This is a genomic window from Clostridioides sp. ZZV14-6009 (assembly GCF_020658095.1).
Classification (GTDB): domain Bacteria; phylum Bacillota; class Clostridia; order Peptostreptococcales; family Peptostreptococcaceae; genus Clostridioides.
The window spans coordinates 114,985-127,195 of sequence record NZ_JAGWDG010000002.1; the positions used below are offsets into that span (position 1 = coordinate 114,985).

At 26.7% G+C, this 12,211-nt stretch carries 13 protein-coding genes; 5 read left to right on the forward strand and 8 right to left on the reverse strand.

Annotated elements, in window-relative coordinates:
• The first annotated feature begins 4 nt into the window (after positions 1–4).
• Positions 5–2,125 carry a ferrous iron transport protein B gene (gene feoB / locus KGF36_RS03840; protein WP_227827373.1) on the forward strand — a complete coding sequence of 707 codons (2,121 nt, stop codon included), beginning with the start codon at positions 5–7 and terminating at the stop codon, positions 2,123–2,125.
• A 142-nt stretch (positions 2,126–2,267) separates the two neighbouring features.
• On the opposite strand, the gene KGF36_RS03845 is transcribed toward feoB, so the two are convergent.
• The 4 genes from KGF36_RS03845 to KGF36_RS03850 all read right to left on the reverse strand — a co-directional run bounded on the left by KGF36_RS03845 (position 2,268) and on the right by KGF36_RS03850 (position 5,221).
• Positions 2,268–3,086 carry a MerR family transcriptional regulator gene (locus KGF36_RS03845; RefSeq protein ID WP_227827372.1) on the reverse strand — a complete coding sequence of 273 codons (819 nt, stop codon included), beginning with the start codon at positions 3,084–3,086 and terminating at the stop codon, positions 2,268–2,270.
• Between the two features lie 190 nt (positions 3,087–3,276).
• Positions 3,277–3,525, reverse strand: coding sequence for an EAL domain-containing protein (locus tag KGF36_RS20335; protein WP_413926582.1), 249 nt, complete (start codon positions 3,523–3,525; stop codon positions 3,277–3,279).
• The gene (locus KGF36_RS20340; protein WP_285894655.1) at positions 3,522–3,881 is read right to left on the reverse strand and encodes an EAL domain-containing protein; all 360 of its coding nucleotides are present in this window, start codon (positions 3,879–3,881) and stop codon (positions 3,522–3,524) included. Before KGF36_RS20340 ends, KGF36_RS20335 begins: the two co-directional genes overlap by 4 nt.
• Before the next feature lie 23 nt (positions 3,882–3,904).
• On the reverse strand, positions 3,905–5,221 hold the full coding sequence (locus tag KGF36_RS03850) for a sensor domain-containing diguanylate cyclase (RefSeq protein WP_285892263.1): 1,317 nt from the start codon (positions 5,219–5,221) through the stop codon (positions 3,905–3,907).
• A gap of 420 nt (positions 5,222–5,641) precedes the next feature.
• On the opposite strand from KGF36_RS03850, the gene KGF36_RS03855 reads away from it, so the two are divergent.
• From KGF36_RS03855 to KGF36_RS03870, 4 genes are all read left to right on the forward strand, one after another.
• Positions 5,642–5,824 (forward strand): hypothetical protein, encoded by a 183-nt coding sequence (locus KGF36_RS03855; RefSeq protein WP_227432883.1) that lies wholly within the window; start codon positions 5,642–5,644, stop codon positions 5,822–5,824.
• A gap of 233 nt (positions 5,825–6,057) precedes the next feature.
• On the forward strand, positions 6,058–6,972 hold the full coding sequence (locus tag KGF36_RS03860) for a DUF2935 domain-containing protein (protein ID WP_227827371.1): 915 nt from the start codon (positions 6,058–6,060) through the stop codon (positions 6,970–6,972).
• A gap of 538 nt (positions 6,973–7,510) precedes the next feature.
• On the forward strand, positions 7,511–8,158 hold the full coding sequence (locus KGF36_RS03865) for a lactate utilization protein (protein ID WP_227827370.1): 648 nt from the start codon (positions 7,511–7,513) through the stop codon (positions 8,156–8,158).
• A gap of 371 nt (positions 8,159–8,529) precedes the next feature.
• Positions 8,530–9,372, forward strand: coding sequence for a creatininase family protein (locus KGF36_RS03870; protein ID WP_227827369.1), 843 nt, complete (start codon positions 8,530–8,532; stop codon positions 9,370–9,372).
• 316 nt (positions 9,373–9,688) lie between these two features.
• Here the strand turns inward: KGF36_RS03870 and KGF36_RS03875 are convergent, their stop codons facing one another.
• The 4 genes from KGF36_RS03875 to KGF36_RS03890 are packed head-to-tail and all read right to left on the reverse strand — an operon-like array spanning position 9,689 to position 11,881.
• A complete protein-coding gene (locus KGF36_RS03875; RefSeq protein WP_227827368.1) occupies positions 9,689–10,240 on the reverse strand; it encodes a hypothetical protein in 552 nt (183 codons plus the stop codon).
• 4 nt (positions 10,241–10,244) lie between these two features.
• Positions 10,245–11,144, reverse strand: a complete 900-nt coding sequence (locus KGF36_RS03880) for a 4Fe-4S binding protein (protein WP_227827367.1) — start codon at positions 11,142–11,144, stop codon at positions 10,245–10,247.
• Positions 11,145–11,154: 10 nt separating this feature from the next.
• Entirely contained in the window at positions 11,155–11,304 is a 150-nt protein-coding gene (locus tag KGF36_RS03885; RefSeq protein WP_227827366.1) for a CD1871A family CXXC motif-containing protein, read from the reverse strand.
• Positions 11,297–11,881, reverse strand: coding sequence for a TlpA family protein disulfide reductase (locus tag KGF36_RS03890; RefSeq protein ID WP_227827365.1), 585 nt, complete (start codon positions 11,879–11,881; stop codon positions 11,297–11,299). Before KGF36_RS03890 ends, KGF36_RS03885 begins: the two co-directional genes overlap by 8 nt.
• Between the last annotated feature and the right edge of the window lie 330 nt (positions 11,882–12,211).

The window sequence follows — 12,211 nt, forward strand, 5'->3', positions numbered from 1 at the left end:
TAATATGGGTTTAACACACAACTCAACTAAAATGAGTTCTTTAAAAGACATGTTTGATATAGATAACAAGGAAGACCAGTTTGTAATTGCACTAGCTGGTAATCCAAATACAGGCAAAAGTACTGTGTTTAATCATCTTACTGGACTTAGACAACACACTGGAAATTGGCCAGGAAAAACTGTAGCTACAGCTCGTGGTAATTTTAAATATCAAAATACAGAATATGCATTAATAGATTTACCAGGAACATATTCTCTATTTGCTTTGTCACAAGAAGAAGTGGTAGCTCGTGATTTTATATGTTTTGGTAATCCAGATGCAGTAATTGTAGTATGTGATGCTACATGTCTTGAAAGAAATTTAAATTTAGTTTTTCAAGTAATGGAACTCACAGATAAAGTCATTTTGTGTATAAATTTGATAGATGAAGCTAGAAAAAAAGGTATTAATATTAATAAAGATTTCTTAGAGGAATCTCTTGGAATTCCAGTTGTTTTAACTGCTGCAAGAAATGGTTCTGGTATGGATGAGCTATTAGAGACTTTAAACGATGTATCTTTTGATAGATATAAATTTAATAATAAGCCAGTAAAATACAGCGAAAATATAGAAAACACAGTAAAATCAATTCAATCAGAGTTAGATGATATCATGCCAAATATAAATTCTAGGTGGTTGGGTCTTAGACTTATTGATGGCGATGAAAGTATTTTTGAATCTATGAGTAATTATATAGATAAAGATTCTATAGATGCTATTAATGAAGTAAAGAAAAAAATTCCAAATGATATAAACAAACAGAAGACTAGAGATGAATTTACTAAAATCAATTATGATTATGCTAAAAAGTTAAGTGATAAGTGTTGTTCTAATAATGCTAAAAAATCAACAGATAGAGAGGAAAAAGTAGATAAAATATTAACATCTAAAATATTTGGATTGCCAATAATGCTCTTATTATTAGGTACTATACTGTGGATTACTATAGAAGGTGCTAACTATCCATCCACTTTACTATCTAATTTATTACTTGGATTTGAGCCAAGTATTTCAAATATATTAAACAGCATTAATTGTCCATCATGGTTAAATGATATGTTAGTGTTGGGATTATATAGGACTTTAGCATGGGTAATCTCTGTAATGTTACCTCCTATGGCAATCTTTTTCCCATTATTCACATTACTTGAGGATTTTGGATATTTGCCAAGAGTTGCATTTAACTTAGACCATCTATTTAAAAAAGCATGTGCTCATGGTAAACAGTGCCTGACTATGTGTATGGGATTTGGATGTAATGCTGCTGGAGTTATTGGTTGTAGAATAATTGACTCTCCAAGAGAAAGACTTATTGCTATACTTACAAATAACTTTGTACCTTGTAATGGTCGTTTTCCTACTTTAATAGCCATATCTACAATATTTTTTAGCTCTGTTATAACTAGCTCTTTTGTATCTAGTATAGCAACTGCATTTTGTATAACATTATTAATAATTTTAGGAGTTATAATAACACTGTTGGTCTCTTATACTCTTTCCAAAACATTATTAAAAGGAGTTCCTTCTACATTTACATTAGAACTTCCTCCTTATAGAGTTCCTCAAATAGGTAGAACTTTATATACTTCTATAATAGATAGAACAATATTTGTTTTAGGAAGAGCTATAATGGTAGCTATACCTGCTGGTGTCATAACTTGGATATTTGCAAATATCTATATAGGAGATTTGAGCATATTATCACATGTTGCAAACTTTTTAGACCCTTTAGCTAAACTAATTGGTCTAGATGGCTTCATATTAATGGCTTTTATTCTTGGATTTCCAGCAAATGAGATAGTTATACCTATACTTTTAATGGCTTATCTAGCAACTGGTTCTATGATAGAATTAGATAGCTTTAGCGCTCTAGGTCAAGTTCTTAGAGAACATGGCTGGACTTATTTAACAGCTTTAAATGTTATGTTATTTAGCTTACTTCATTGGCCTTGTGCAACAACACTTTTGACTATAAAAAGAGAAACTGGAAGTTTAAAATGGACTGCCTTAGGATTTTTAATGCCTACTGTACTTGCTTTTGTTGTTTGTTTTTTAACAACTTTTGTTTATAATTTATTTGTATAACTTAGTATTTAGTTAACATTAAACTTTATCCTATAAGTATTATTTAAAAATTCATATACTTTATTATTAAAATAGAGGTATATTCAAGTGATAAGTAAAATTACTTATTACTTAAATATACCTCTATTTTAATTTTTAATTCTTATATAGATATTTGAATTGAAATCTCAGTCATATAATTTTCTTCATTGCTTTCACAAAAAAAGTCAAGTATACTTTCTTCATATGAATTACCAATAATTTTATAGTTATTATCATATATATATTTTTTTAATTTTTCATAGGACTTATAAGAGTCTTCATATCTTCCAATATGCTTTATACACCCATACATTCCTTCTGGCTTTATATATAGCTTTTTATCTTTTATTTTTTTATCTATTTTTAAATAAAAACTTGATATACTTAAATAGTCTCCGTTTTTTATATTTTCATTACTTACTATTGCTCCTAATTCATACCCCTGATACAGATTTTTTGACTTACAGTAATTTGTAAAATCAATTAATTCCATCATAAAATTACCATCATTTATACTACTCAAATCACTTGATAATACTAAGTATTCTTCACATCTATTGGATATATAGATTTCTTCATTATCTATCTTAGAAATACCTTCAACTGTAGTATTTATCCTGTTTTGTATTTTAGAACTTATTTGTTTTAATTTTTTTATTTTCTCTCTTATCTTTTTTTCTTCTTCTTTAAGCATTTCTACACAAAGTTGAGGGCTTCTATTTTTTATATATTCTTTTATCTCTTCTAAACTCATTCCTATTTCTCTTAATGACTGTAATATATCTAATGTATCGTACTGATATACTGAATAATATCTATAATTGTTTCTATCTTTGTATTCGGGTGAAAAAATACCTATTTTATCATAAAAAATCAATGTCTGCTTAGAAATACCACATAGTTTTGCAAATTCACCTGTAGTAAAATACTGTTTTTCCAAGGTTTGTACGCTCCTTATCTTTTTATAATCTATATAGTTACTATATTCTTTATTATTGGCTAAATCAAGTAGTTATTATTTAATAAAATCAGTATATTTTTAATTTTAAAGGTTAAATGTCAGTTAAAAGTAAAATATATTTACTTGATAGATTATATAAGTAAATGCGAAATTGCAAATTTGACTAGTATCAGATATCTAATTTTAAAATATCTAGAATTTCTCTTGCTGTTTGTGGCTTTCCAAAAAAATATCCCTGTATGTAATCTGGTTTCATTTGCTTAACTAAATCATACTCCTCCTGTGTTTCTACTCCTTCTAAGCACACTCTTATTCCTACATCATGACAAATTGCAACAATAAAGCGTATGAAGGTAGCATCAAACTTACTTTTTAATATGTCTTTGACAAATACTCTATCAATTTTAACTATATCTATTGGGGAAAATTTTCCTCAGATATAATTTTAATTACATCCTCAATAAACGTTTCCTCTAATATTTGTACAGCTGAAATATTTACACTTACTGTAAAAAGAGGATTATAATCAATCCAATCACCACAAGTACGTAATGCCATTCGAAGTACCCATGCTCCCACATCATTTATCATATCATTTTCTTCCAAAATTGGAATAAATTCTAAAGGAGAAATTGCTTCACCTTTCTGGTTAGTCCATCTTAAAAGTGCTTCTACACCTATTATTTTATGACTTTGTGTGTCTACTTGTGGCTGAAATCGAAGACTAAATCTCTGAAAATTATCATTAATTGATGCTTTCAACTCCCACATCATTTCCAATGAATACACTTTATTTTTCAAGATTTTTTCAGAGAAAAAACAAGTTTATTCTTTCCATGCTCTTTAGCATACTGTAAAGAGTAGCTAGCATATTTATAAAGTTCTTTTACTGTATCTCCATGTTTTGGATATATAGCACATCCAGTAGAAATTGTTATATTTAATCCATATTTTCTCCACAATTGAAGATGTATAATCAAATTCTGTATCTGTTCATATAGAATTCGAATGTCATTTTCTTTAACATTATCAACAAGAATTCCCATTTCATCACCATCAAGTTTATAAAGTTCGGCATTACCTGGCAAAATAGACTTTATGGATTGTGCTAAAGTTTTTATTATGTTATCTCCAAAAGATCTATCATACATCTCATTAACATTCTTAAAGTCATCAATATTTAGTAGCATTATGCATAATTTTTCAATCATGCGATTTGAAAGTTTTTCTTCAAATACACTCATAAATTCATAGTAGTTCAATAGCTGTGTTAATGGGTCAATCTTATTTTGCTTACCTAACTGTGTCATAATTCCTGCAAAAATACTTGGCTCTCCAAATTCATCACGCATTAGTTGCCCTCTACACTTTAACCAGATATATTCTCCACTACGATTTTTAGCTCTAAATTCAACTGTATGATAATCCATATAATCTTTACCTATTTCCATATTTGACTTATAAAAACGAGACCAATCTTCTGGATGTACAATTTTTTTCCAATAGACAAGTGGATTTTCCACAATTTCTCCTGGTAAATCAAATAATTCAACTTGTGATGGTGAATATCGAAACACTCCTGTTTTTAAATTACATATATATATATATTCATCTGTACCTCTAGTCAGAGCATCATAAAGTAAAGTGGAATCATAATCAAATTTATCTCTTGACGTATTTAAATACTTAAAGTTCTCTTTTTTTTCATTGTTATCTGATACTTTACAAAACTCATCAATCTTAACTTGTTTGTTTAAAGCTATAGAATTTGTAATATCTATAGATTGATGTATATGAACAGTTGTCCCATCATACCATGTAATTAAACTATCATAATTCTCAAAGACTCTATTTAACTTATTACATTTTTCATACCATTTTATTGATACTCCTTTTTTATTGCTCTCTAGTAATTCTGAAATCTTACAACAACTACAAGGAATATTTTTTTCAGGATATAATACTTCCCAGCAAACTTTTCCTTCTGGAACTAAATTATGATACTCTTCTTTCATATTTTTATTCATGAAAATAATTTTATTGGTATGAATATCTGTAATATATATATTAATCTTTATCTGATTTAATATAATTTCAAGGTTATGTTTGTTCATATACATGCCTCCTTCATTGTTACTATTATTTATAACAACATTTCCAAAATTATTTTTTATTACAGAGGATTACTTATCATTTTTATATATACATTAAATAGCCTAATTTACTTGGGAAATTTATCACTTCATATTTTAAATTATAGTTGATTAAAAAAAATACATCAATATCCTATTTACCAATTTAAATGATATATAAAAAATATACTTGATAATGGATTTGCACAACCTCTTACTGGACTTCTTATTCGTGAAAATATAATAAAACATCTATCCAGTTTTGCAATTATAACAACCAGTTTTACATACTCACTTGTAAAATACTTTTAGACAATATATCATACTATATAGGTTTTCAAATGAAATAATACATGCCATTTACTGAATATTTTAATTTTTCGTTTTTTAGGGGGATTGATTGTGTTTAAAGATAAAATTGATGAATGTGTCCATATAATGACTGCATATATTGCTAATTTAAAAGAATACTATTCATTTATAGAAACTCAAATTGATGATTTTATTAAAAAATATGGCGAAGATACTGTGGAGTCATGTCTCCATAGAATAATGATTTTATTATGTGAATGTGGTTTGGCATAAAATCAAGTATATTAAATAGGCAAAAAGAATTTTATATAAGATTCTTCTTGCCTACTTTTATATATTTTAGTTTTAATAGTTTTATCCAAAAGTTATACATTCAAAACTAAAATTTAATAATAAATATTAAAATTAATAACAAAAGAATTTAATTAATTTATTTCTAATATACATAAAATCAAATATTAAGAATAAAGTATTATAAACAAGATACTTTCTAAAGGGAGGAAATTATGATAGATAATCAAAAATATGTTATTTTATCACTTGAATTACATTTATTTTTTTCAAGAATTATGAAAGAGCATTCTCTTTTTTTAGAAGCAGGATTTACATCTAAAGATTACAATCTTGCTTTAGAAGCTGACCACTATAAAAACCAATTTGAGGAATTATTATCATACGCTGTTAGTGCTAGCAATGGTGTAATTAGACCTGATATATTATACTCAGAAGAAATTGTCACTAGTCACACATTGGATGCAGAAAAAAAGACAGAGGAATTTACAGGAATCGAAATAAATCAAAACATAACCACAAGAGAATTAAATTTACAGAGTGGTGTAAATCCACAAGTTAGTCAAGACTTAGTAAATTATGTAGCTCAGCTTAACTCAGATTCACTAAAATTACTTGATGGACTTATTAATCTAAAAGAAAGAGTTCTAGATGGAGTGCTATCATGCAATCTATTTACCTCAAATTACCCTCTGCTTATTGAACATATAATACATGAAGCTAACTTATATCGTTCCTATGTAATTGACCTAGAAAATAAAATGGATATTGATTCAAAGGATTTTAAAGAGATAGAATTATTTTGGGACCAAATTATGATGGAACATGCATTGTTTATGAGAGGATTACTTGACCCATCTGAAAATGAACTAATCAATACTTCAAATGAGTTTGCTATAAAATTTAAGGAATTAATAGAAGAGACAAATAAAATGAATGATACTACTATAGATAGTATGACAGATAAAACTCTAGATGAAACAGTTGAGTTTAAAGATTTTAAAGAGGCTGGAGTATCTGGAATAGAACAATGTAAAATAAAATCTATAATATTGCCACTTTTAGCAGACCATGTTTTAAGAGAAGCCAATCATTATATCAGAATATTGGAGAACTACAAAAATATGTAATTAAAAAAGTGTAAGCAAATTTATATAATATAAAATTATATATAAGTCTATATTTTAAAATAAGAATATTATTATTTATAAAGAATAATATAAAATAGAAAAATATTAATTTAATAATTATAGATTAAAATGACTATTTTTTATAAAACAAAATATTCTTTATGAAACTAATTAAAGTAAAGATGCATCTAGACTGCTTCTTTACTTTTTTATTATTCAATAGAGCTTAAGTCATTTATTTATAATAAATATTTGTGACAAAAAATCATATAATCAGCTACAACTTACAACATTATTCTATATAGGTTTTAAAATAAGAACTCTTAACAGAACTATTTTTCCACTTGATTATTTACTAAAAATTAATAACAGTCCTCTTATAATAAAAACTTATTTGTGTTATAACTATATTGTAACTATTTTCATAATTTTAGGAAAATGTTAATAATAAAATTGGTTTTATACAATCATCTATTAGGTAAATTTAATTAGCATAATAGTTACAACCTTAAAATTTAAATACAGGAGTGATTTTAGTATGATAAGACAAACACCATTAGAAAAACGTTATGATAAGTTAGGTCCAAACATAGTTAAAGCTCTTAAAAAACGCTATTTTGATGCTTATTATTGTAAAACCAAAAACGATGCTTTACAACAAATCTTAGATTTAATTCCTCAAAATCACACAGTCTCATGGGGAGGTTCTGAAACGCTTAAGGAAATGGGAGTGCAAATTGCTGTTAAAAATAAAGGATATGAAGTTATTGATAGAGATTTGGCAAAAATCCCAGAAGAAAGAACAGAAATTATGCGTCAAGCACTTTTATGTGATACTTTTTTAATGAGTAGTAATGCTATTAGTGAGGATGGTCAGCTTTTTAATATTGATGGAAATGGAAATCGAGTAGCTGCAATGATTTTTGGACCAAAAAATGTTATAGTTGTTGCTGGCATGAATAAGATTGTAAAAAATATTGATGATGCAATACAAAGAGCTAGAACAATTGCTGCACCAGCAGTTGTACAGCGTTTTCAAGATGTTAATACTCCTTGCTATATTAATGGTAGTTGTATAGGTTGTACAAGTCCTGAAAGTATTTGTGCATATATGGTAACTACAAGGATTAGTCGTCCAGCAAATAAGATAAAAGTAATATTGGTTGGAGAAAATCTTGGTCTATAAAATACATCTGTAAACAAAAATAATTACATAAATAATAAAATAATGTTACATAGTCTACTTACATAAGTGATAGAGAGAAAATTCTATATGGAATTTTCTCTCTATCACTTTTACCTTACCCTTAAATTTTCTATATTCCAATTTTCTTACATACTATTTACCTTAATAATCAAAATATCTACTACTTTTTTTGTTTAACAATTATTAAAAAATCGTCATTACTTTGAAAAACAAAATTATTTCTTTCTTGACATCATTATGCATATATAGTACTATTTATATAAAGTAGTATATATACATATTAATATCAATTATTATGCCTATAAAAAATAGCATCACTAATAAAATAAATTTTCAGGAGGTTCAAGACTATGAATTATAACTTACTTACTCTTTCATGGGAAGATATTTTAAATTTAGACAAAGAAAAACTAGTAGTATTTGTTGGTATAGCTCCGATTGAGGAACATGGTAGACACTTACCAATAGGAGTGGATATTTATGAAACAGATGAGTGGATTAACCTTGCAATTGATAAACTAGACTCAATTTTACCTAGTTATTGTTATGGAAAGCTTCCTATAATACCTTTGGGATTTGCAGATATGGGAACTTTCCCAGGTAATATTCATGTTAGCCGTGAATTAATTTATAAAATAATTTATAGTACATTAGAGAATATAGTCAAATGGGGTGTTAAAAATATCATTGTTATATCTGCTCATGCTGACCCATTACATACAATCGCTGTAGAACAAGCCTGTGAATCAATCAACAAAGAATATGGTATAATTTCCATTGCACCTATGGGCTCAATTTTTAATTATGAGCAAAAAAGAATTTTGAAAAAACTTTCTAATTCTGTTGAAGAAAAAATCAAATTATTTCCAAACGATTTTCACGCAGGCTGGATTGAAACATCAAATATGTTAGCACTATATCCTGAATTAGTAAGTGATAATTATCAAGAGCGACCTGATATATCTATTCAAGATAATGAAATGATGAACATTCAACAAGTTATTAATACAATTAAAAATGAAGGTCATATTGGATTTCCTAAAGAAGCGAGTAAAGAATTAGGAATTGAATTAAACAATGATACTGGAGAACAAATATGCATAGCTACACATAATTTTATTCTTCGTTCTAATTATGAAAAATATATGAATCATCCTTTATACCATGTATCAAGCCTAAAACTTAAAATCTAAAACTTATAATTACTATAGCACTTAATTTTTTAAACCAATACAATCCATTTATAACATATAAAAAAGCTGCATAAACTCTGATAAATAAATATAAATAATATAATAAAAGTGGCACTTATTAAGTGCCACTTTTATTATATTATTTATATTACATATTTACTTGTTTTGATTTTTATATAATTCAAGTAAATATTTATATTGCCAATCATGTTCTTTATTAGCATCTTTATTTTTATAAGAAACAACTTTTACATAATAAATATCTACATATTGACCATAATTTTAATAAATTATTGAGTATATTTTATCTAGAAATTTAATTTTTTTGTTCTCCATCAAGTTTTTTAAAATAATCTTTATTATATTCAGCTAGATAATCTGTACCTCCTCCAGTGATTACATTTAAAAGTTTCATTGCAAACTCAGGACTAGCTTTACATATATAATTATCCCCAGACTTAACAAGTTCTAAAGAGATTGTAAACTCTTTTTTATTTGCAGAATCAATATCTTTCATCGTTGGATTAGGCATCATTTCTCCTAATTTAGGAGGATTCTTTTTTAATATAGAAACCATATCTGTATTATTGACTTTTAAAGCTACAATAACTTTATCGCCTTTTTTCTTTATATCTTCAATTTTCCAAGACATATTTTTAGAATACATTTTAAATCCTTCTTTATCGCTATATATAAGATTACCTAACCCTGATTCGGGAAAATATTTATCTACTTTATCAGAATCTTGAGTCTTTATTGCATTAAACATATTATCTACTTCACTTTTTATTTTATTGTCATTATTACACCCAGTTAATACTAATACTGAGATTGCAAACATTATAATACATATAGTAATTTTCTTCATTAAATTATTTCTCCTTACATTTTTTTAAAAATATTGATTTATCCTTTATATTCTTTGAAAAAGTTGTAGTAATTGCATTTTGAGGGCAAGCTTTTATACAATCACCACATCTAATACATTCTAAACTATTTACATCTTCATATATTGGAATATCAAGTTTACATTTTGCCTGACATGCTGTGCAATTTGTACATTTATCTTTATCAATTTTAAATCTATATATTGAAATAGGATTAAATAAACTATAAATTGCACCTAAAGGACATAAGTACCTACAAAATGGTCTATAAATCATTATTGACATTAATAAAATCAATATCAAAATACTTAATTTCCAGCTAAATAAGAATCCTATGGATTCTTTTAAACTTTCATTTTCTAAAATAAGAGGTACCCCACCTAATAGTGTTCCTGAAGGACAAATCCACTTACAAAACCAAGGATTCCCACCACCTGCTACATTTACAATAGTAATTGGTAAAATAATTACAAAAACTATTAAAACTATGTATTTTAGATATTTTAAATATTTATCACCATAAACTTTTTTTACTTTTAATGGAAATGGTATTTTATATAATAAATCTTGAATAAGTCCAAAAGGACAAAGCCATCCACAAACAAAACGTCCAAAAAAAGCTCCAAATGCCATTAAAAAACCCACAACATAAAATGAAAATTTATAATCCCTACTTGATAAAACGGCTTGTAGTGAACCTATCGGACATGCACCTAGTGCCCCTGGACAAGAATAACAATTTAATCCAGGTACACACAAGTTTTTGCTTTCTCCACCATAAATAGTCCCTTGCAAAAAACCATTTATATATCCATTTGTTAATGCTGTAAATGCAACCTGAGTAATAAGTCTTATATTATTGTTTATTTTTGATAATAACTTCATGATTGCTCTCCTAACCAATACCAATACATTCAAGGCAAATCATAATTGCCTTAGTTAATACTACATTTGCTTCTCCACGATATACGCCCAATACAATAAATGAAATACCAATTACAATAATAGAAATACCTTTTTTATTTTCTTTAATAAAGTTACTCATTACTTTTTACCATCTTTAATCTTTCGTCTATAATTTTTTTCCATTCTTCTTTGCTATTTGCACCTGCAACTTTATCACCTACAAATTTTCCGTTCTTGTCTACAAAATAAGTTGTTGGAAACTCTATAATTCTTTTAAAATCAGTCTTTTTCAAACCTTCAGATACTGTTAATTGTTGATAGGTAGCATTTGATTTTTTCATAATATCTTTAACTAAGTCTCTCTCTTTATCTGAAAGACCAGTTTTCATATCAGCTCCATCAACTTCTACAACTAATCCCTTTATAGCTACATTTGAATTATTACTTTCATATTCTTTTGATAAAGCTTCAAGTTCTGGCATTTCACCTACACATGGACCACACCAAGTAGTCCAAACATTAATAAGTGTAAGGTCTTTACTTGAAAACACCTCCTTTGTTACCTTATTTCCATCTACATCTTTTGTTTCTAGATTAGAGAACCATTCACTATTCTTTTTGCTTGTGTCTATAGGCTTAGACTCTTTTTTACTACAACCAGAAAGTATACCTAAAGCAAAAACACATCCTAAAACTAATACAAAAAACCTTTTCATACTTCACACTCCTAATATCTATATAATATATAAAATTGTTGATTGAAATAAGAGTAACCCATCCTCTATACTATAGTTATTATATTTAATAAATAATAGCTAACCTAAAGAAAACTATATTGAAGATATATAGTTACTAAAATATACTTCTTATCAAACAAAATCTTATATATATAATAAACTGTAAAACTTAAGATTATATACCTATATTTCTAAAGATTTTCTTAAGATATAATTATCTTTTCAATACAATATAATTATTCTTTCAATAAAAGTTCATTAATCGCTATTCTATAAATCCTACTTAACATAAGTTATTATTGATTTAAA

Coding starts and splice junctions, on each gene's coding strand:
- feoB (WP_227827373.1), top strand. CDS start 5: ATGGGTTTAACACACAACTCAACTAAAATGAGTTCTTTAAAAGACATG.
- KGF36_RS20340 (WP_285894655.1), bottom strand. CDS start 3,881: ATGATGTGGGAGTTGAAAGCATCAATTAATGATAATTTTCAGAGATTT.
- KGF36_RS03850 (WP_285892263.1), bottom strand. CDS start 5,221: ATGAACAAACATAACCTTGAAATTATATTAAATCAGATAAAGATTAAT.
- KGF36_RS03860 (WP_227827371.1), top strand. CDS start 6,058: ATGATAGATAATCAAAAATATGTTATTTTATCACTTGAATTACATTTA.
- KGF36_RS03865 (WP_227827370.1), top strand. CDS start 7,511: ATGATAAGACAAACACCATTAGAAAAACGTTATGATAAGTTAGGTCCA.
- KGF36_RS03870 (WP_227827369.1), top strand. CDS start 8,530: ATGAATTATAACTTACTTACTCTTTCATGGGAAGATATTTTAAATTTA.
- KGF36_RS03875 (WP_227827368.1), bottom strand. CDS start 10,240: ATGAAGAAAATTACTATATGTATTATAATGTTTGCAATCTCAGTATTA.
- KGF36_RS03880 (WP_227827367.1), bottom strand. CDS start 11,144: ATGAAGTTATTATCAAAAATAAACAATAATATAAGACTTATTACTCAG.
- KGF36_RS03885 (WP_227827366.1), bottom strand. CDS start 11,304: ATGAGTAACTTTATTAAAGAAAATAAAAAAGGTATTTCTATTATTGTA.
- KGF36_RS03890 (WP_227827365.1), bottom strand. CDS start 11,881: ATGAAAAGGTTTTTTGTATTAGTTTTAGGATGTGTTTTTGCTTTAGGT.